Origin of the sequence: Pedobacter sp. MR2016-24 (genome assembly GCF_026239655.1) — a bacterium.
Taxonomy (GTDB): domain Bacteria; phylum Bacteroidota; class Bacteroidia; order Sphingobacteriales; family Sphingobacteriaceae; genus Pedobacter.
This window is the reverse complement of the sequence record NZ_JAPIVO010000004.1, coordinates 412,809-435,278: the sequence shown is the minus strand read 5'-3', so window position 1 is coordinate 435,278 and position 22,470 is coordinate 412,809. Positions and strand designations below refer to the sequence as shown.

At 42.8% G+C, this 22,470-nt stretch carries 13 protein-coding genes; all 13 read right to left on the bottom strand.

Annotated features, from left to right (window positions below; genetic code table 11):
• Positions 1 to 35: 35 nt before the first annotated feature.
• Positions 36 to 2,216, bottom strand: a complete 2,181-nt coding sequence (locus OQX62_RS12925; protein WP_265831952.1) for an alpha-L-rhamnosidase C-terminal domain-containing protein — start codon at positions 2,214 to 2,216, stop codon at positions 36 to 38.
• A gap of 2 nt (positions 2,217 to 2,218) precedes the next feature.
• Entirely contained in the window at positions 2,219 to 3,808 is a 1,590-nt protein-coding gene (locus OQX62_RS12920) for a sodium:solute symporter family transporter (protein ID WP_265831951.1), read from the bottom strand.
• A 2-nt stretch (positions 3,809 to 3,810) separates the two neighbouring features.
• The gene (locus OQX62_RS12915; protein ID WP_265831950.1) at positions 3,811 to 4,896 is read right to left on the bottom strand and encodes a Gfo/Idh/MocA family protein; all 1,086 of its coding nucleotides are present in this window, start codon (positions 4,894 to 4,896) and stop codon (positions 3,811 to 3,813) included.
• A 37-nt stretch (positions 4,897 to 4,933) separates the two neighbouring features.
• On the bottom strand, positions 4,934 to 7,495 hold the full coding sequence (locus OQX62_RS12910; protein ID WP_265831949.1) for an L-rhamnose mutarotase: 2,562 nt from the start codon (positions 7,493 to 7,495) through the stop codon (positions 4,934 to 4,936).
• 3 nt (positions 7,496 to 7,498) lie between these two features.
• Entirely contained in the window at positions 7,499 to 8,407 is a 909-nt protein-coding gene (locus tag OQX62_RS12905; protein WP_265831948.1) for a sugar phosphate isomerase/epimerase family protein, read from the bottom strand.
• Between the two features lies 1 nt (position 8,408).
• Entirely contained in the window at positions 8,409 to 9,890 is a 1,482-nt protein-coding gene (locus OQX62_RS12900; RefSeq protein WP_265831947.1) for an acetylxylan esterase, read from the bottom strand.
• On the bottom strand, positions 9,874 to 11,082 hold the full coding sequence (locus tag OQX62_RS12895; protein ID WP_265831946.1) for a sialidase family protein: 1,209 nt from the start codon (positions 11,080 to 11,082) through the stop codon (positions 9,874 to 9,876). Before OQX62_RS12895 ends, OQX62_RS12900 begins: the two co-directional genes overlap by 17 nt.
• Before the next feature lie 62 nt (positions 11,083 to 11,144).
• Positions 11,145 to 13,844, bottom strand: a complete 2,700-nt coding sequence (locus tag OQX62_RS12890; RefSeq protein ID WP_265831945.1) for an alpha-L-rhamnosidase — start codon at positions 13,842 to 13,844, stop codon at positions 11,145 to 11,147.
• Between the two features lie 72 nt (positions 13,845 to 13,916).
• Positions 13,917 to 16,748 carry a glycoside hydrolase family 2 protein gene (locus OQX62_RS12885; protein WP_265831944.1) on the bottom strand — a complete coding sequence of 944 codons (2,832 nt, stop codon included), beginning with the start codon at positions 16,746 to 16,748 and terminating at the stop codon, positions 13,917 to 13,919.
• Positions 16,748 to 18,178 carry a sialate O-acetylesterase gene (locus OQX62_RS12880; protein ID WP_265831943.1) on the bottom strand — a complete coding sequence of 477 codons (1,431 nt, stop codon included), beginning with the start codon at positions 18,176 to 18,178 and terminating at the stop codon, positions 16,748 to 16,750. The genes OQX62_RS12885 and OQX62_RS12880 overlap by 1 nt, the downstream gene beginning before the upstream one ends.
• Positions 18,179 to 20,005: a six-hairpin glycosidase gene (locus tag OQX62_RS12875; RefSeq protein ID WP_265831942.1), complete on the bottom strand. Its 1,827-nt coding sequence runs from the start codon at positions 20,003 to 20,005 to the stop codon at positions 18,179 to 18,181.
• Between the two features lie 48 nt (positions 20,006 to 20,053).
• A complete protein-coding gene (locus tag OQX62_RS12870) occupies positions 20,054 to 21,022 on the bottom strand; it encodes a glycoside hydrolase family 43 protein (protein ID WP_265831941.1) in 969 nt (322 codons plus the stop codon).
• On the bottom strand, positions 21,019 to 22,470 hold the full coding sequence (locus OQX62_RS12865; protein WP_265831940.1) for a glycoside hydrolase family 140 protein: 1,452 nt from the start codon (positions 22,468 to 22,470) through the stop codon (positions 21,019 to 21,021). Before OQX62_RS12865 ends, OQX62_RS12870 begins: the two co-directional genes overlap by 4 nt.

The window sequence follows — 22,470 nt, the reverse complement described above, 5'->3', positions numbered from 1 at the left end:
TCATAAGCACAGCGTTTGAAAATGCTATTTTAAATTTAATTATGGTTGGCTACAGCGCTGTATTTAACGAGGTATTCTTTTCCTTTTTGAATAGTGATCTCATAAATGCCTTTGCTAAGCAGGTTAACCGTCGCTCCGGAAACCACTGGTTTAGATTTACTTTTCAGCCTTAAGGTTCCTATACCTACAGCCGATTTAATTTTAATTTCTTTCCTGCTGCAATACAATTCAATATCACCTTGTTGAGTTGGTACCTTACCTTCCATCCATGTCAATCCGCCCAGATTGGGTTCAACAGTATAGGTTTCATAACCTGGTGTGCCGGGCTGAACCCCTAAATAGTATTTCCCAAGCAGGTAAATGGGACTTGCGCCCCAGGCGTGACAAAGGCTCTTGCCAAATGGCCTGCCATACATGGCCAGATGTTCTACTCCTTTTTTATCAGGATTGTATTCTTCCCAGAATGAAGTTGCCCCAAGCTTTAACATGCCGCCCCAGTAGTTTTTCATTTCTCTGAGTACGTATGATTGCTCACCCATGGCACATAATGCTTCCAGCTCGTAAAAGCGCATATAAGGTGTGGTAATCTTTGCTATACGGTCATTTAACAACACATTCTTTTTGACACCTGACTTTTGATCGGCATTAAAATAATCGAAAAAGATGCCAAACATATTGGCGTAGCGAGTGACGTTATCGGTAGCTTTTCCATCAATCCTACTGTGCGCCAAGGCTTGTTTCTGCTCATTCCAATACAAATCAAATAGCTTTTTTTTCAGTTCCCCTGCCTGTTTGCCATATTGCGCTGCCCCTGTTTGATCATCTGCCAGTCGAGCACAGAGTGCCATCGTTTCTAAACTTCTCGCATATAAAAGCTGTTCAAAACTTACTTCGCCTTCTTTGCTCAGTTGATCTGCCCAATCGATAAAAATCCAGTCGCCCGGCATCCATTCCAATAAGCCGTCTTTATTCTTTCTTCCATTGATATAGGTCATTAATGACTGCATCCGAGGATAAATATCCTGTACAAACTTTTTATCACCAGTGAATTTATAGTAGTCGTAAATCCCCAAAAACCAATAGAAAGAGTAGTCCATAATGGTATTGATATGAGCCGTTACCGGATCTTTGCCCCGCTGCGCCCAAAGCGTTCTTTTAACCGTTTCTGCATCAAAAAACGAATAGTAATTCATCAGATAACTTTGATAGGCATCACCAGACCAAACCCATCGGTCGCGTTTGATCCCATCAATAAAAAACTCACGGGTGTTTAAATGAAAAGTATATTTAGCCACATCATAAATTTTGTTCAGCTCCTGATCGGAAGATGTAAAACTTCCCCGCTCTGTCACCGGCGCATATTCATATAACATCGATATCGAATCAGCAGTAACGGAACCTCCATACTGTGCATTTACATACCGGAAAGCTTTTGACAGCGGCATAACAGAATCTTTTTTAACAGACAGGTCCAGATCAAGCTCATCCAGTGTTTCGCATTTATCGGTTGATAAAGCTTCTTCTCTTGACTCACCATAATAGATGTTCATTTTACCTTTGCCCTTCAAGCCATGAACTTTAATAAAACCAAAGGTTTCTTTTCCGAAATCCAGTAAACTGCCATTTTTTACTTTTTCAGTTTTAACAGCTGATAGCGGTGTTACCGGCAGTTTAAACGATGAAGGGACTACCAATGGATCTGTAAAATTCCATGATCCGGCAGACACAAAGGTAGTACCTGATTTGTCGGATGTCTTTCCGCTGGCATCTATCCATTCTTTATCCTCAAAAGTACTCCGCCATGTATCATCAGAAACCACAGTTTTCCCCTGTACAAAAATTGCCGGAACCCGGGCCTGGTTATATACCTTCAAACTCAATTTATGCTTGCCAGCAGGAATGTTAATGGTTTTAGGAAAACCGGAAATTGCCTGTCCGTCAATTTTAACGTTATAAGTCCCTTCTACATACAATTTTACTTCCTCAGCCTCAGCCAGATCAAACTCCTTATGAAAGTCGACCAATACATAATGACTATCCATTTTCCAGAACACGGGGAAAAATGCTCCCCTTTCGGTTCTTCTGTTTTGCATCACATTGCTCATGTAGATATCAAAATCACCAGGGTACCAGATCCATGAAGCTTTTTGGGCATAAGCCTGCTCTCCAAACAGACTAACAACAACTGCCAGAAATAGGTAAATTCTAAGTTTCATATTTAATGTCCGTTAAAAAATAGATAGAGTGAAAGCATTACCATGGCCAATACGATCCAGGAAATCCATACTGTCCGGTCGGGCTGCTCAATATTAGCCTGATGCGCCTGATTAACCTCATAAACTGTAGGTGAGCGCTCCCGGACAGAGATGATGACCGCCAGCAAAAGCAAAACCATAAAAATCAAAAAGGATATAATTAAATAATGGGGCCAGAACAGGAATTTATCTGGCGGCAGAATCCATAAATAGGTGATCCCGACACCTAAACTAAATACAGAGCCAATTGAAAGCGTAAAGTTAACCGCTCTTTTAGTGGTTCTCTTCCAGAAAACAGTCAGTAAGAATACGACCGAAAGCGGCGGTGCAATAAAGCCCAGAACGGATTGAAAAACGTCAAACAAGTTTAAGCCTTTAATATTGTCTATCGCAAGCACCACAATTACGGCGAAGATACAACCCGCGATAACAGCCATTCTTCCAACTTTAATGATCTGCTTGTTGGTAGCTGTGGGATTAATTTTCTTCAGGTAAACATCCATGGTAAATACCGTGCTTAGGGAATTAAGAGAAGAACCGATTGTCCCCACCAAAACAGCAATGAGTACAACGATCACCAAACCATTCATTCCCGGAGGAAAAAGATTGGTCACCATAGTCATGTAAGCCTCATTGGGATCTTTCAAATTCGGGAAAAGCGCTGCGCACAGTATACCGGTGAGGATAAATAAAGGCAGCGAAAGAATTTTTAGCCAGCCAATAAAGCTCACCCCCAACTGCCCCTGTTTTAAATTCTTAGCGCCTAAAACCGATTGCACCATACTTTGGTCGGTACAGAAAAAAGCAACCGCAGCAACCGGGTAACCCAGCAAAATGGCATACCATGGGTATTTAGGATCACTGGCTGGCTGAATCAGGTTCCAGAAATGTGAAGGTGTCTGATGGTATAACGATGAAATACCACCAACTTTGTTTAAACCTAAAATGGTTAATGACAGTGACACGGCGATTAACAGGATCATCTGGAATACATTGACTTTTGCAATAGCTTTTAGTCCGCCGAAAAAGGTAAACAGACCGGCGAAAGCAACTAATACGGTTACAGATTGCCACATAGGAATCCCTAAAATCTGCCTCACCAGAAACCCTCCGGCAAATAAACCCAGCGAAAGCCAGGAGATCAGAATCTTAACTAAAGCATACCAGGCCAGGATATTCTGGGTAGAATCACCATAACGGTTGCCCATAAATTCGGGCATGGTACTTACTTTCGCGGCTAAATATTTGGGTGCAAAAACGATGGCGAGTAAAAACAGAAAGATGAATGCATACCAATCAAAGTTTACGGCCACAATACCAGTCGTATAACCAATACTCGCAAAAGCCAGTAACATGGAAGGCCCTACATTGGTCCCCCACATATTAAATCCAATGCTGGCCCAGCCTAAAGATTTATTGGCCAGAAAAAGGTTTTCATCTTTTTGTGCGCCCTTTGTAAAACTCGCTTTATAGCCGATGAAAACCAGAATAACTACATAAGCGGCTACAATCAGGTAATCTAAAGTGGTTAAACGTTCAAGTATATTTCCCATGGTTAAAGTCCTATTGATGCTCTGCTGATGTTATAATCCTTAAGTATCCCGTCAATTTTGACCGGCAGACCTGTTTCTAAGGATTCATCCATGGCCTGCAGCAAAGCCACCGTTCCTATTCCTTCCTTTAAATCCGGATAAGCGGTAAAATTGTTCATGATACTGTCTGCAAAATAATCCAGGTAATTCTGATATTCCCCGGCATGATGACTTTGCCCTTCAAATCGGAAATAATGTTTTAGGGTTGCATCACCCCAGGTAATGATTTTCTCTTCCCCGGTACTGGTGGTCACGGAATAGCGCAGTTCATGGTAATCAGCCTGACTTGCCCCTTCCGTTCCTCGTAAAATGCAGGACATTCCGCTGTCGCGTGCAGCAGGCTGTGTCGGACCAGTATAGGCGCCGCTTACTCTAGCAATTCTTCCATCCCTGGCTTTGAAAATGAAATGCATGGTATCCTGATTTTTCAACCCTGCCCTTTGTCCGTTAGCGCTCAGCATTCCATAACCCATTACTTCCTCAATATCTGGCAAATACCAGCGGATGAAATCTGTCGGGTGACTTAATCCTCCATATAACCATTTAAATGATTGCTTAAGTGACCATTCCTTTTCCAGGAACCAGCGGTGATCTGCATGATAATGACTTTCGATAGTGATTAAATCTCCGATCAATCCTTCCTCAAAATCTTTCCTCTGCCGTTTTGCAGGTTCAAAAAAGCGGGAACTCTGACCGACAAATACCCTTTTGCCCGATTGTTCAGCCAATGTGATCAATTCATTTGCATTTGATAAATCATCAATAAAAGGTTTGGTACAAACTACATGTTTAGCATGCAGCAGGGCTTGTTTAACATGCTCAAAATGGAGGTGATCAGGTGTATAAATAGCGATGACATCAATTTCATCATTCTGTAGCATATCGTCATAACTGGTTGTCCAGTTTTGAAAACCAAACTCCAAAGCGCGGTCTTTACAAAGCTGTTGATTCGCATCGCAAACCTGAACAAGTGTAAATCGATCACTTGATAATGCGGCAGACATGGTGCTCCTGCCCTCACCTAATCCCAGTATTCCTAATTTTAACATGGTTATCTATTTTAAGCTGTATAGTGTTAGAAAAAAATTATCGATTTAACGGTTTAAACTCCACCCAAACTTCATCAGGCTTAGTTCCTTCAATCCCCTCCTGGTACTTCTTCATGAGGGCATTCCATTGATCTGCTCTCGGGTTATTTGCTGTGGTTTTCGGATTCAGCTGCTCCAGGCTTTTACCCTTAGGTATGCTGATGATCAGCACCAACCGTCGCTCGTTTTTATAGATCACTAACTGCTGAAACTCCGCCTTACAGAATCCCTCAGATAACTCCGGCCATTTTTCAAACTGCGTTTGATGGTAATCAAGATATTCTGCCTGCAATTTCTGATCATTTACCAGATTGGCTGATAAGATGATATTATCCCATTCAGCAACGGGTTCCAGTCCGCAGTTCTTTTTCCTGCTGAATTGATAAATCTGATCTTCATACAGTTTAATGCTGATGGGATTGAGCCGTTTTAAGGTCTGCTGAAGACTTTCAACTTTCAAAGCAGCAGTATAAATCATCATGCGATTGCCCCATTTATAAATAGCAGAGGATTTAAGGTTATTTTGTTCTGCAAATGTTGTCCATACAGCCGAACCCGGGATACTGTCTTTGTTAAAAATCAGCTCAAATACTACAGCTTTATCTGCTGCCGTATTGATTCCTCTCGCTGAATGTTTAGCCTTTTCCTTCAGCAGGTATTGAAATTCTGGCGCTAACCCAGCTTTATTCCTGATCGATGAAGAAACACCCGGACCATTATCTTTCCATAAGTTATCAGGGCCATTTGCATTTTGAAGATACTTTTCATTCGGTGTCCAGTTATCCCTGACGGTAAAACCGGAAGAGCCTTCATCGGTATACAGATAAAACCAATGGTCAGGCAAATGCGCATAAGGCGCTTTGTAAATACTGTCGATTTCATTTTCAGCAATCAACGATCCTGGCTGTGCGGAAAGCGTATAAATCCCTGCCACATCATACAAATGTTGACCATAGTGATGAATTTTATTGCCAAGGATAACGTTATTATTCATCACATTAATGGTTTTTGTCCAGCCCCAGCCCACACTGATCCCCGAATAAGAAACATCTGAGATTTCATTGTGAAGAATTTTCAATCCTCTAACATAACCTGCTGCGATGCCAACAGTGCCCCAGTCTTCATTGGTGACATTAGTAATCAGGTTATTATCGATCGTATTATTGGCTGAAACTTCACGGTCGTCTTTGGGTTGATAAGGTAAATGTACTTCCGTAGCTTCATCAGAAAAGGTGCCCGTTACAATAGCCGAACCACCAATATCTTTAAATAAACTTCCCTTAATTACATTATCATGAGTCCCTTTACCATAATCCAGACCAGTTGAGGCGAAGTGTTCAAAGCTGCAGGAGGCAAAGTTGATATGATTGACGTAATTTAGCTGCAGGCCGGATGCAGGTCTGCCTACCCAGGCCTGGTTTTCCAGGCTTTTTTTATCGGCTGTGCCGGGTATTTTTAATTTGTAGGCGTCTAACATGTACATTCCGGTTTGATGTGGTACATGACCCTGTTTGGAGGGTCTGAGCCAGGAGCTGTGCTGGAAAGATATACCCTCAAAAGAAAGATATGATACAGGATGATCAATGTCACCTTCCACCTTTATCAGGTTCTCTAAAACTGGTACAACGACTTCGGCAGTTGACATATTTTCTGTAGCCTTCGGCCAGTAATAGATTTTGTGCGCCCTCAAATCTTCAAACCACTCTCCTGCTTCATCTAAAAATTGAATGGAATTGGATAAGTTAAATGCAGAGTTACCCGTCTTTTCAGAAATCCAGGGTGCAGGCCAGGGATGCTCAGACTGGATGCGGCTTTCTGGCTGCATAAAAGAAAACTCAAGCCCCTGTATTGCGGTTTGAATTGATTTTATACGCAGATTGGCGATCGCCCACCATTGGTGGATCAGCATTTCCATCCCTTTTGTATAGCTTAGGTTGATCTTTGCAGGCAAGGGGATTTTACAGGTCTCTTTTGCCCCATTCCATGATAAAATCCTGCCCATTTGATCACCATTAAAATATTTTGCATTCGTGGCCTTTTGATCATTTACCCAGAGTTGTCTGAATTGCAGGTCAACGCCAGCGACATCAGGAATATCGGTTACCCAAACCTTCCCTTTAGCTTTCTCAGGCAAACCGGGTACGGGATCCTTCACTCTTTTCCAGCCACTGATCCTCATCCCTCCACTAAAAACTACTTTGCCATCAGCAATTACCTGCGTCGGACTCTCAGCGGTACCAGAATCCTCCGGACGAATCATTATCGGTTCGTCCAGCCGATACAATCCCTTGCTGATCATAATCCGTATACCGCTTTTGATATCAGGATTATTTAAACGACGTAGTTCCCTGGCTTTACGTAAAGCTGCGTGTAAAGAAGCCATTGGTCTATCCTTTGCCCCGCTGTTGCTGTCATTGCCAGTTGTGGAAACGTACAGATCGACCACTGGTTTGTTCTTAAGCATACTTTCAGTCCCAGCTTTGGAAACGCGTAGCGTTATCGCAGCGGTATCCAGCCACAGTAGCAGCATGATAAAAAAAGCATAGCTGATTCTGTTCATGATCTAGGGATTAAAAACTTGAAAAACTGATTTCAGGTAAGCCGTATTTGCACTAAAGTTTTGTTTTACAGCTGTCGGCATTTTTGCATCTCTGGATCGCTCCACGACCAGCCATCCTTTCCAGCCCATATCATCTAATGTACGCTTAACCTCTTTTAAATTGATTTTAGGATCGTTCTGCAGCCAAACACCATCTTCATTGGTACAGTGAATCTGGATGATGTTTTTCTTTCCTAATATAGTGAGTTCCTGAAGCAGGTCCCTTCCATTCTTGATTGCGTTCGAGAAATTGAAATAGCTTTTCACCGCTTTAGAACCTATATCATTAAGCAAAAGCAGTTCAGCTGTAGCGTCTAAAGCGGTTTCAATTCCAATGACAACACCAGCTTGAGCAGCCATTTTACCGGCTATCTTTAACCGCTCTACAATTGCGCCCCTTAATTCGGGATATTTAACCAGATCTCCCTGTATGCCCAAAGGAAGAAAAACCACCTTAACTTTCATCGCTTTCGCCGTATCCAAACAATCCTGTATCATCTTTTGATAAGTTGGCCGGGTGGCAAAAGACTGCGCATAAAAACCGGTCATAGCCAGGGAACAGATTTCAATGTTTAATGCTTTTGCCTGGTGCAAAAACTGTGTTCTGATTGCCGGATCGGCCAGTTTACTCTCGAAAGTTTCCCTGTTGCCCAGACCGCCCATATCCAATTCTAAACCGTCTGCACCAATTTCTCTTGCCAGGGGAATAGCGCTGAGTTTTTGGCGCTTCAGGATCATCAGATCGATCACAGCTACTTTATAACGTTGCTGCTTCCCTGCCGCCAGCAGCAACGAACCAGGAAGAAATAAACCACCTGTCAGCAATGAAAATTGCCCGATAAAACGTCTTCTGTTTTGATTTACCTCAGTCATATTAATTACCCGTTTTAGAATAGAATAAACTTTCCAATTGTCCAAATCCCATTACTGCATTTTTCGGCAATCGCTCTCCCTTATCGCCAAAAACATAGAGTGCATTTTCTTTTTCAATGGTTACTTTACGCTCGTCGTATTTAACTGTTTTATCTTTTAAGCCTGCTGCGTTCAGATGGAAATATTTTACCAGAAAATCATACAGCGCAATACGTTTATTAATTCCAAAATCATGCTTTTCATTGGGCAGGTGAACATTCTCTACCTTGCTTTTCTCTCCATAATAGCTATACAGCTTTTGTAGATAAGGAAAATCATGCTGCGGAGTATGCGCAGTCCAGTCGCTGCCATCTGATACAATTAATTGCGGATTTGGGGCAGCCATTGCAGCTAACTCTACATTATTTGTTCCGCCCGCACACTGATGGATCGGCATGCCACTCTCACAGGGACAGCCCCCATAAAAATAGGATGACATGGCCACCACCGGTGCGCTTAATTTAATGCGGTCATCCATCGCTGCCATTAATATCGTATGGCTTCCGCCTCCCGAACCGCCGCTGATGCCAATGCGGTTTGTATCGGTTTCTTTTAAAGAAGAAACATAGTCGAGTATACGTATTCCACCTAATGTCTGAATGGTTTGCGCCAAACTTCTGCGGTGATCTTCGTATTTAAACTGCAGCTGAGATTCCCCCCAGCCAAACAAATCATAACTGATAGCCATCGCACCCATCTTCGCAATCATCGCACACCTGATCTGGCAATCTGCCCGGTAACGTTGTTTGTCCCAATGGCCATCCGGACTTAATACTACCGGCAACTTCCCTTTAATCTTCAAGGGCTTATAGATCGAACCATTAATCCACACGCCGGGTAAAATCTCAAGAGCAATGTTTTCAACGGTATAACCATCCATTACCCTTTTCGGTGTGATGATCGGTTTTGACGCAGGCATTGCAGGTAATGGATCAAGAAATAAAGCTGTGTATAATTCAGGTCTGATCTGCGCTTTCCGCTGTTCCCAACTGGCCTGATCGTGATACTTTAATGCTAAACTATCCAGATAGGCCCATCCATCTTTTACCTCCCAGCGATAGTATTCGTATGCTTTCAGTTTGTACAGACCGGGTTTCTCTTTATTTACTTTTAGGTCTAAAGGGCTTAGAATATTAGCCAGGGTTTCATCTGCATCAGCGCGAAACCTCCAGTCTGCATAATTCACCCACTTATCTTTTACCTGCGCATCCGTAAATTTAATCTTCAACTGAAAGCGGCTTTCTACAGCGTTAAGCACTTCCACAAGAGGCTTTTTATATTGATTGTCAGCGTTATATTGACTGTTAGCATTTTGGCTTTGGGCGCGGAGGTTTAAAGCAGCACACAGTCCTGCGACTAACAGCACAGTTCTGCTCTTAAAATGCAGGTTGCGAACGAGCCGAAGCCAATATTTTACAGGCGTGATTCTAGTTCGGTTCTTCATTTTTGCTTTCTTTAATTACGGGAGCTGTATAACCTTTTAAGGCTGGCCAAAGGCCATCTTTTATCTTTTTCAGTTTCAGTTTGGAAGGATCTACGACTACGTGTCTGATCTTTTGCCTTCTCCAGGTGTAAATAAAATGCAGCATCCCATCAGCAGTTTCGATTACTGCCGGATAAGAATACTGGCTAATCGGGGAATCTTCTAAAATCAGGGCGGCCGACCAGCTTTTTCCGTCTTTGGAAACAGCAACATTTAGTGGCGTACGAGGCCCCTTAGCTAAGTCGCCCGGAGGTAATACATGGTTATAGACCAACACTTGTAAGCCGCTCTTCGTGCTTACCGCGTCGGTTCCGGAATTGTTATTCGGTAAGGATGTTTTAGTTAAGGGCGACCAGCTTTCCCCATTATCGGTCGACCAGGACTCAACAATTGCCCTGTTAGCTGTTCTGGCAAGCAACTGTAGCTTACCGTTGCCGTATTGTAAAATACTGGGCTGAATAGCTTTAATTCCATTTTCGGGAAGCGGACCAACAGTCCTCCATGTTTTACCATTGTCCTTAGTCACCTCAAAATGGATCTTCCAACCATCACCCTCTCTACTGGAGGGTGCAAAAAGGTTCCCGTTGCTGAGCAAAACAGGTTTATTTTTTACTGGCCCGATATGACCATCAGGCAGTTTTTTGGCCTCAGACCAGGTCAACCCGCCATCCTTAGAGCTCTTCATCAAACCCCACCATTCCGATGGTTTAGGACCAATCTTATAAAACAACAACAAATCACCTCCGGGTACCTGATACAGTACAGGGTTCCAGGTGGGCAATCTTTTGCCATCAGGCTGAATACCATTAGCCACTGAAACTGGTGCCAGCCATTTTCCATTCAGATATCTGCTGATGTAAATTTCTACGTCAGGATTACGCTCTTTGGTACCTCCAAAAAAGGAAGCCACTAATCCAAATGGAGTTTCCGCAAGAGTGGCCGAGTGGCAAGATGGAAATGGTGCTTTATCATAAAGAAATTCTTGTTTCACCACTCCTGATTGCCATTTATCGAGCGACGAACTCACCTCTGCAGAAGCTAAGGCCTGAGCAGAGGTCAGCTTGTCAGCGGCTCCATTCTTCTGGCTAAAAGAGCTTGCCGCGTGCATCATCAGCATACCCAATAAAACTGGCTTTAAAAAGTTCATCATCATATAGATTTATATCGGTTATTAAAATATTTTTCATCATTGCCCACTGCAATGAAATTGATCACTTATTTAGGGCTCACTTCAAAAGAATAATCCCCGGAGCCCAATTCATAGACCGCCCGGTTTTCTTCCATTTTTATAAATTTCAACGCTTTCTGCCCAACCAGCAATTCCTTCACCTCTTCCTTTTTTTCCGCTGGCACATACACCACAGCCGTTGTATTTGCCGGGATAGTGATATTCCATTTAAACTGCTTTGCTGTTCTGGTATAACTGCTTCTGATATCTCCGTATACCGAATGATAACTTGCATGAATACTGTTCAATCCATCGATCAGCTCAGGTTTCATTTTAATCTGCTCAAAAGCTGGACTGGCAGCTTTAATACCTGCAAGGTTCTCATAATACCAGATCAATAAATCGCCCAGCATCATTACATGGTTCTGTGAATTCATTTTAGGATCGGCCGTATTGCCATTCCATAATTCCCAAATAGTTGTTGCGCCGTTATCGATCATATATCCCCAGCCGGGATAAGATTTCTGAGTAGCAATGGTATAAGCCAGATCGGGTCGCCCATAATCATTTAAACAGCGCATCAGCCATTGTACGCCCACCAGGCCATTGCTTAGGTGCCCTTTGTTTGTCACCTCCACGGTGTAAACAATATTCCTGAAAACCTCTTCGACATGCGCTTCAGGCACCATCCCGAAATAAAGCGGAATAATATTATCGGTTAATGCATTGGAAGCATAATAGCCTTTCTCATTGTAAAACTTCTTGTGGAAAGCATCTTTAATATGCCCGGACATTGTCTCAAATTCTTTATAATCACTATCGTGACCGCTTACTTTACTAAATGCCATCATCAATTCCATAAAATGATAATAATACGCTGTAGATATCAGTGCTGAAGGATATTTTTGATCAGCGCTTTTACCTCTTCCTGCTTCAATAGTTATTGGCGGCATACACCAGTCGCCATAACTGTCTTTCGTCAGGATGTAATCTTTCATGTACCTGTCCCGCATATACGCAAGCCATTTTTTCATTGCCGGATAGTTGTCGCGTATCGCAGAAGAGTCACCTGTTTGATTGTAAAGCATTTCTGAAACCAATAACAGCGTGCCCGGCCAGGTCATATTATCACTGTAGTAACGCCAGAATGCAGGGGCGACATCAGGGATAGCTCCATCTTCCTTTTGTGCATAACGAATATCCTGCAGCCATTTCGCATAAAACCTCCCATTGTCGAACACAAAGTTCTCTCCATGCGCGACCGTACCCCGGTCACCCAACCAGGGCTGGCGTTCGTTTCGTTGCGGGCAATCTAGGGGAATACCCTTGTAATTGCCTGCTATTCCCCACCAGGCATTTTTAAAGATTTGGTTGAGTAAAGGGTTAGAACTTTCAAAAGTCCCAACCGTTTTCATATTGTCGTAAATCATTTTACCTGTAAAATCATTTACCGTCGGGGCGTAACTGTAGCCGCTGATTTCTACATATCTAAAGCCGCGATAAACAAAGGTGGGCTCCCAGCTTTCTGTTCCTATACCCTTTAATGTATATAGATCAGTGCCTTTTGCATCACGCAGATTCGCCGTAAAAAGCTCTCCGTTATCCTGCAATGATTCTGCAAACCTTAATTTGATCTGCTGCCCTTTTTGCCCCTTTACCCTGATCTGTAACCAACCCACCATGTTCTGGCCCATATCAATGATGTACCTTCCGCCAGAGCGCTTTAGGACAGCATTGGGTTTTAGGGTGTTCATCACCCTGATATTTTCGTTCATCTGCGCCTCATAATTACCGCCAGGCTCCTGTACAAACTCTGCCTTCAGCCATTTGGCATCATCAAAACCATTCCTGTTCCAGCCTGGCATTTCTTTGACTGCATTGTATTCCTCTCCGTCATATTCATTGTTGGTACGGATTGGGCCATCTGCAGTTCCTTTCCAGCTGTTATCTGTATCGATATTAGCCGTACTGCCATCAGTATACACAATATTAATATTCAACAGCATTTTAGGGAAACCAAAGGTTTTAACTTTATAAGGCTTATTGTGCTGTCGCATGGCGAAGAAACGACCATTACCTAAAATTGCACCTACGGTATTTCTGCCTTCCTGAAGATAACTGGTCACATCCAGCGTATTGTATTTTACATTTTTGGTATAGTCCGTAGCAGTCGGCGATAATACATCTTCTCCAACCTTTTTACCATTGATATATAATTCATACAAGCCCAAACCAATAATGGAGGCCGTTGCAGACTTTATCTTTTTTGTACTTTGAAATTCTTTTCTGAAATATCGGGCCGACAATCTTGAGTCGGTAAGCATATTATCCCAGGGAAAAGCACGGTCGAATCCTATCCAACCTTTTGGCCAGTCCTTATAATACAGCAAGCCCATCGTAAACGTATTTGGTGCCGACCATTCACTTTCACCAGCAGTAGTCCATACTTTAACTTTCCAAAAAGTAGCCATGCGGCTTTTCAATTTTGCACCGGCATATTTTACATGAATAGATTGTGGCAGGTTTACTTTGCCGGGGTTCCATAAATCACCTTCATTAGCATTTAACTTATCCAGCGTTGAAGCGACAAGCAGCTGGTAAGACTGTTGTTTAACGTTATGCCCTTTGGAAACTATTTCCCAGCTTAATCTGGGTTGAACAACATCAATTCCCCGCGGATTAAACAGCATTTCGCAGGTGGTATTTTGTAACGCCACCTGTGCTGCCAGTTTTGCAAATGGCAGCAAACAAATACTTATAATTGATATGTATATTTTTATATTCATTGCTATCATCTTCTGAAATGAGGATCAGATTCCTTATTGTCCGCTAAAATCAAAATACAAAGTCATATCCAAAGCTCTCATTGGCGTCTTATCATAATCGTAATACACATGCTTCATTCCCATTGGCCCGGTGGTTTCTGGTTTCTGGGTTTTGGTCCCAATCGCAGAAATACCGTTCATAAAAGAAATATCACCATTGGGGAAAGTCGGACTGATATTGTCATACTCCGTATCCTTAGACTTCTTAGGAGTGAATAACCTTAAGAATATATCCTCCTGATCCGTCACCACTTTAAAACGTTGCGCTGCACCTATAAACTCACACCAGTACAGGTTAGCATAATACCCCTTAAATTCCGGATATTCCCAGGGTGCTTCTCCTGTTGCTGAATTATTATAGTCTTTATTCCAGATCCCGAACTGGTTCCCTTTCATCCTGTTTTTCCAAACCCGGTATGGGCCTTTACCCTTGTAGTTTACACTTTTGATTTCCGATTCCGGGTATGAAAAGTTCAATCCTACGAAGGTTGTGAAGTAGGCAGACGGAAAGTATTTAACTTGCATTTTGATCCATCCGGAAGGGTAGATAGTCCATTCCAATGTGTTAAAACTCTCCTTTTTATCGAATGTAGAAGAGATCACTAAATTTTGTCCTTCCAGCTTATAACTGAAGCCCTTAAAGTTATTTTCACCTTCCTGTAAAACCGGACCATTTGCAAAAGGTATAATTCCCTTAGCGTTTTTGACCTCAGTGAGTAAGCCCGTATTTTTATTAAATGATATTGAAATCCCGTTGGCGGTAACCTCATAGTTCGTGGCTGTTTCTTTTATCTTAGCAGCTGAAGGACCTTGTTTAACCACAATCCGATCCGCATCATCTTTAGGCAGGGTAATTGGAAAACTCCAGGTGAACAATTCTTTTCCATCAGGAGCTTTAGCGGTTAAATACAAGGCATCAAAACTTCTCCAGTCCGATGGTAAGTTGACCTTCAGCCTGCCCTTTTCGAAAGGTTTGATATCAGGAGATTCAATTTTGCCAGCTTTAAACGTGTGCTCTTCCGTAGCGGATTTCAAGTTTTTAAGCTTCCATTCAAAACTGCATTGGTTCAGATTGGTAAATGCATACCTGTTTTCCAGTTTAAATGATCCGTCAAAACCGGCCGTCATTTCTGTGCGTTCCACAAAAATAGGGCTCCATACTTCTTTAATCGTATAGAAACTGCCTTCTTTCTCATGGTAAGGACCAACAATACCATCCGGACCGTGGTTCCCATCCGTGTCCAGCTCGCCATTTTTATCGGTACGTACCACCGCCTGATCAGCAAAATCCCACAGGAAACCGCCAGCAGAAAGCGGGTTGTTCCACATTGCATTCCAATAGTCTTCAAGACCAGCACCATGTCCCCCATCGAACAAACCATGTAAAAATTCTGTCGGCATTAAAATCTGATGTCCGTGATCGTAATTACCAATACCGTAGTTAAACTCACGGTAATGCGTAGTTTCAAATCCGCCGAAAATCTCCCAGGGATGTATTAACGGGCGTTTTTGAATATCTTCTTCCGCAAATAAATGATCCAGTTCCCGGTTATGTCCACCTTCATTGCCATTTGCCCAGAAAACGATTGAAGGGTGATTTTCATCATTCAGCATCATCTCTTTCAATAGCTTAGTTCCTGTGGGTGTATCGTAATGACCATGCCAACCCGCCAGTTCGTCCATTACGAAAAGTCCGAGTGAATCACATACATCAAGAAAGTGGCCATCCGGAGGGTAATGCGACATCCTCACGGCGTTCATATTCATCTCCTTCATCAGCTCCACGTCAGCGATGCTTATTTTCTTACTTGTCGTTCTGCCGGATGATGGATAAAAAGAATGACGGTTCACCCCTTTAAACTTGATCTTTACGCCATTTACATATACTCCATCACGCTCCTTTACCAGGATTGTTCGAAAGCCAATATTTTTTGAGAGCTGATGTATAACCTTCCCATTTTTGAATAAACTGAAAACGGCCTGATACAGATTAGGAAACTCTGAAGACCATAATGCTGGATTTTCAAATTGATGATTTAATATAACGTGGTGATTAAGGGAACTCTGCGTGTTCAGCGTGGATTGATTGCCGGCGGTTGCTTTACTTGTTGTTTTCACCAGATCAGTACCGAACTTTTTTCCTAATCGTTTGCCATCTTTTGCTAGCAGTTCAACTTCGACCTTGTCGGCATCACCCGCAAATTGAAGGTTGGCAGAGAAAACACCATCTGCTTTGGCATCAATCTGCACTCTGTCTATGTGTATCAGGGGCAAGGCTTCTAAATAAACAGGTCTGAAAATACCGCCAAATATCCAGAAATCTGCCTTGCGTTCTGCTTCATTTACAGTTTGATTAGCTGAATGTTTGGATACAGTTACTTCAAGCAGGTTATCAGATCCGGTTTTTACTAGTTTAGAGATATCATATCTGAAGACGTAAAACGATCCCTGATGGATTGCTCCGGCCGACTGCCCATTAATTTTAACCTCCGTGTCGGTCATTGACCCTTCAAAAACCAGGTTAATTTTACGGTTGTTCCAATCCGCAGGCACCTTAAAACTGTATTTGTATAAGCCTTGTTCCTTGCCTTTATTTACTTCTTTAACAAAACCATAATCATACTTTCCAAAGCCCTGCAACTCCCAGTTGGAGGGGACAGGAATGGTGGTCCATTTACCGGAATTTGCACCTGCGGTACAAAAAAAGTCCCAGTTCACCGTATGGTCATTGCCGGTTCCACTCAGGTACAGTTTCTCTGTTTGCTGCGCTGTTGCAGCAAAAAATATCGGGAACAGACACAAGAAAAGTATAAAACTACGTTTCATTAATTGGGCCTAAATTGATTCGTTAATGGATTATCTGTTCTGAATGGCAATGCGGGCAAACCTTCACTAAATAAAGTACCTGACGGGTTTTCTGTCCAGTTATAGCGCACAGCTACCGGATCGCTGATTGCGGAGGCCGATACGATCACATGGCCACCATCAATGTGTGCACCGGCGGGTATAAATTTGCCATCCCTACCAGCTATAGTAAATCCGGAAACTGATCCTGATTGGGTATTTAAATGGTCAAAATTCAGGATCGCCTGACCAGATGAAAAAGTGGCAGATTTGTAAAGAGGTCCCGACCAGGCAATTTTTTGATGATAGGTTTTAGCCAATGCCACAAGTGCCAGTCGACGGCCCACCTCCCATTTATAAGTTGGATGGAGATCCTCGTTCGTATCGGTTAAGTCGTTAGTGGATATCATGCCGGTATTAGCCAAACGCAAAAGCTGTGTCTGCGCTTCCCAGAACTGAGGTTCGGTATCTGACGTTAAAATCACTTTACCAGTTGTTTTAGCATAATTGAACGGGGCAATCTGCACATAGTAAAAAGGTAGATCACCACTATTCCAGGCCTTGCGCCAGCTGTCGATCAGGGTTTTCATTTTATTCGCATAACTGAGACTTTCATTCAAAAAGCAGTTGGTCTCGCCCTGATACCATAAAAAACCACGGATTTTGAACTTTGTCAGCGGCTCAATCATCGTGTGATAAAACTTACCGGGATCATTACTCACCTTTTGATTCCTGAACTCATCCGCAGCCTGGAAAGCACCTTCAGCAATCCATGGCTCGATAGCACTTCCGGATACTGCAGATGAGATCATTCCCACCGGCACGCCTAACTTTTCCTGCAGTTCTTTCGCAAAGAAATAACCCGGGGCAGAAAATGCACGTAAGGCCGAATCGCGGGCTACGCTCCAGCTTTTGTGTATAGAGTCCGGTTTATTCAGTGTTTTACGATTCACCAAAAAGATTCGGATCTGGTCATTATTGGCCTTTGCCACTTCATCAGATGGAAAACCCAGCTTTTCATTCTTAGGCTTCGGAATTTTAACCAGCTTGCGCATCGCGTACTCCATATTCGACTGACCGGAGCATAACCAGACTTCACCTACCAATATATTTGTAAGGACAATCTTATTTGTTCCGGAGACTGTCAACGTTTGCGGTTTCCAGCTGGTTTTCAAGGGCTTTAATTCAACGCTCCAGTTTCCTGACTCACCGGTGGTAACTTTGCGGGTCTGACCGGCAAATTTGACGGTAATCCGCTCGCCGGCATTGGCAAAACCCCAGATAGTGACGGTTTGATCTCTTTGCAAAACCATATTACTGGATAAAATCTGCGGCAGCAGGACTTTGCCATTGGCAGAGATCGCCATGCAAAACAACAAAATGAAACACGAATAACTGATTAGCCTTTTCATCTAAAATCCCTCTGTTTTTAAATATTTTATGGAGTACACTGCTTCTTTTTTTGATTCACCGGCATTTTGCAAATCATAGGTCTGATCTGCCGGGGTATCAATATTCGGAAATGTACGTACATCGCCAGTGCGAAAAACAATTTTTGACACTTCCGCAACGGGCTGGAAAGCCAGGCTGGTTAACACCTCTTTTCCGTTTACCGTAACCGTGTAGAACCGGGTAAATGCATCCAGCTTCAACTTGATCGCGTAAGTTTCACCAGCAGTATACTTCATGAAGTTCTTATAACGTGCCCCGGCTTTTGCACTAAGCATGCCTGCAGTATCAAAAGTCAACCTTACTGTAGCCAGCCCTTTTGCATCCTGAAGCTCTATCTCCAGTAATCCGAAATCATTTTGTTTTGGTGTAACCGAAAAAGAAGCAATTACTTTTTTGGAAGATGGAAACAACCGTTCTGCCTTGGCATAATCAAAAGGATCTTTATCTTTCAATACTAAACTGCCTTCTTCTACTTTTACAGTCGCCCAAAGCGGACTGTATATATTCCAAAATTCGAGTGCTTTATTTGCCGGACTTGTACTAAAATCATCATTCACCGGTGCTGAAGTCATAGCGTTTAACGGTACAGGGACCGAAGAAACCCAGATATCTTCTTTATTCATGCTATAGGTCACCCATAACTTTTTATCCGCAGGTTTTCCATTGCCTTCTTCAATTCCACGAACGTACTGGGGACCATAAGACTTGTAATTCCCGCCATAACGCATTGGAGCCACCTCTCCGTTAACCAGCAGGAGATTCGTGTAATCCAATCCATTTTTGCTGGATGAAATCGCCAATGGCCAGCGGTATTCTGATGGATTGTAGACCGTAGCATAATTTCCGTCACTGGTTTGTTGTCCCCAAATCTTGGCATTGCTGTTTACAAAACCGGGTGCCCGACTGGCGTTTTCAGGCCAGCTTTTACCGTTGTCATTGCTGATTGCTGTCAGTGCATTTTTCCATAAACCAACCACTCTGCCATCGGGTAAGTGATAATAACTAAATGCTTTATACTGCTTTTGGAGCGTGATGAGTGGATCTTTACGATCTGCTTCCTCATTCCATTGCTGGGTCATCAGCTTATTGGCTAACAACTCTTTACAGGCTGCTACAAAAGCCTTGTTTTTGCTATTTGTATACAGTGGATATTTCGTGTTTTTCTCCGAATAGCCGGGGTTGTAATGGATAAAATAGATCGGTCCATAACTCCCATCTGCTTTAATCTCTCTGACTGCCCTGCCAATTCCATTCCCATCGTTGGGATCATCCTTTGCGTCAAAACTGATCGCATAGAAACCCAGTACCAGGAATACATTTTTAGCAGAAACATAAAAGCCCATTCTCTGGTGCATGACGGCATCAAGATCTTTAGCTACATCATTTCTTCCTTTTTTAGTCGTACCATCCGGAATCCTGTAAACCGGAAAAATGACATCTGGTTTTGTCCAGCTGTACCCATCGGGAGAAGATTGCAATAAGGTTTGCCCCGGAGGGATACTTTCGCCCACTTTATCACTCAGGTATTCCACATAAAATTTATTGTTCCAGTAAGCCAGCATGGGCGCATGGTTGTAAGTCCAGCCAAAGTTTTCTGCCAGTTCCGGATGCTCCCTGTTCGCTCTGAAAGTCTGGATGCTGTGCACACCCATCACTGGTTGAAGCTGACCATGGTGATAATCTGCATTAACCAACGTTTTACCAATATAACGCACTGTATCCTGCGCTTTTACTGATGAAGAAGCAAATGCAGTAAATAAAAGTATGTTCAGTATTTTCAATTTCATATTCTCTTTATTGGAACGGCATGTGATTCCTTTTCAATCTTGCTCTTCTTATAATCGGTCTTGCTGTGCATTTGCAATGTTGTTCTCCTTTTTCAGCTGCGTAACCACACTTTTCTTTACTTTAATGATTGTTCCGTGTTTATGTCCTTCAGGTATAGCAACCTCACTGGTCACCTCTGCAAAAGATTTAAAATCCCTGGTTTTCATTGCTGAATAAGTCTTTTGCCCATAGGCATCAAAATAGATCAGCCAATCTTTCCCCGTTTTAACCACAGTTGGCCCTTCGGTTAAATTCGGACTAAAAGTTCCGGAAGCCTTACCATACGGACCAACAGCACTTTCACTAAAAGCGACTTTCAAATTCCTGTTAGGCCGGGTGTTATCTTTTAAAACCAATACATAATCTTTGCTTTTGCGCTTAACGATCACGGCATCAATCACACTAAAACCAGGATCAAGGAACAGCTTAGCTGCAGAGAAACTGTTAAAATCTTTCGTTGTCACATAATACATCCTATGGTTATTATCTTCCTCCTCTATCCCTTTTGCAAACCGGAACGGAATGGTAGAAGCCCAAATGATGATATACTCCTTTGTCTCATCTTCATAGAAAATCTCAGGCGCCCATACATTAACAGCAGATGGTTCATTTTCCATCACAGGGATGAACTTTTGGGGCGACCAATGAATCAAATCTGCAGAACTGGCGTAGCCAAAGCCTTTGTCCCCCTTCCAGCTGCAGGTCCATACCAGATGAAATAAACCATCTGGTCCCTGCACCATTGATGGGTCACGCAATACTTTATGCGTCCCCATTTCTGGTTTTAAAAAGGTTTTGTTAAAATCCTTCCAGTGATAGGCATCGTCGCTGTATAACAACCTCAACCCTTCTGTTGCCGGCTCATGAAATGAAGTGAAAATATAGGCCTGTTTGCTGCAGGAACAAAAAACAGCGATCAATAGCCCAAATAAGGCTAAACGAATAAACGATATTTTCCCAAATGCCACCATCATCATATTTTATCCAATAGCAAAACCCAGTCATTTCCGTTTGCAGCTTTACCCGGTGGATCAAATTGATGTGTCCCGGCATTGTCCACTTCACCAATGAGGGTTGTTTTTCCGTCTCTTGGATTAAACCAGGACGCTTTCACCTGATCACCAGCAATTTTACCCATATTAAGGCTGATCGTTCTCCCCGTATACGTATAAACCATCACATAATCCTTCCCTCTTGTCGCCACTAATCTTTCATATTTAAGACCATTTTTACCCGCGATCAGGGTCTGATCCGGCACCCGGTCAAAATATGATCGTGAAAGCATTAAATCTTTAAGATATTTCATTTGGGTAGCCCCCGAAGCGTTGATGGCAGTCGTCCATTCCTCTTTCGGACCATAAGAAAACTTTTTATCTGTTTTTTTATAGAACTGCATCACCGAGTTATGACCATAGGTATAACCAAATGCGCCGGCAAAAACTGACCAGTAACCATATCTTCTTACATCGGCAGCTGTCCATCTCGGCTGCAGGGTATCATGCAATCCCTGAGGAATCCCCTCATAGGAAGGTTCCCCATCAATTGTGGGTTTAACAGGTTTTAATTGGTAATCAGCTTCAATATAACGCCAGTTATCTTCGCCATAATGCAGCTTTTCATTTTTAGAAGTATCCTGATCATAGCGGCGGTGACCAGACTGGATCATATTAAAATCGCTCCATGCAGCCTGATGAAACCATTGTGAAGAAGCCGTTCTCCCCCTTGGATGAAAGGTAATTAAATGGTTCGGATCGTTCTTCCGTAAAGTTTCACCAATTGTCGTCCATACCTCCATCCCGTCACAGCCTTTAATATCACCACCATCCAGCCAAATGATATTCCAGCGTTCCCTGTATCTTTTAGCTAAAAACTCAGCATACAGTTTCGCATCAGGAGCCTTTACTTTTTTGTCTTTAACGTTGGAGCCCCAAACCGGGACCAATGCCATATATAGCCCTTTCTCCGCTGCTTTATCAATGATATAATCCACATGGTCCCAATAATCATATGCTTCGTCGTTTTTAAAGTCATTTCCGGCAGTCAATGCTGGTTTAGCCACATTGGCACCGACCAAAGATAAATCCTGGTATACATTGGTTGAAGAAACACTGTGCAGTAACATGACCTGGATTACATTGAACCCTTTTTGTTTGCGGTCCTCCAGGTATTTGTCGGCTTCTTCCCTCCCAAGTTTGCTAAAAAGCAGCCATGCGGTATCACCTAACCAAAAGAAAGGTTTACCGTCTGCGGTTGTTAAAAATCTTTTATCTGGTGATACAGCCAGCGTTTGATGCGCAGCAGATTTGCTGTCATCCACGGCATGCTTACCGGAATGTTGATCGTCAGCAGGCTTATCTGCATTGCAGCCAGAAGCGATGCTGGCAATAGTGATCAATAAATAGCTATAAAATGTATTCAAGCGCAT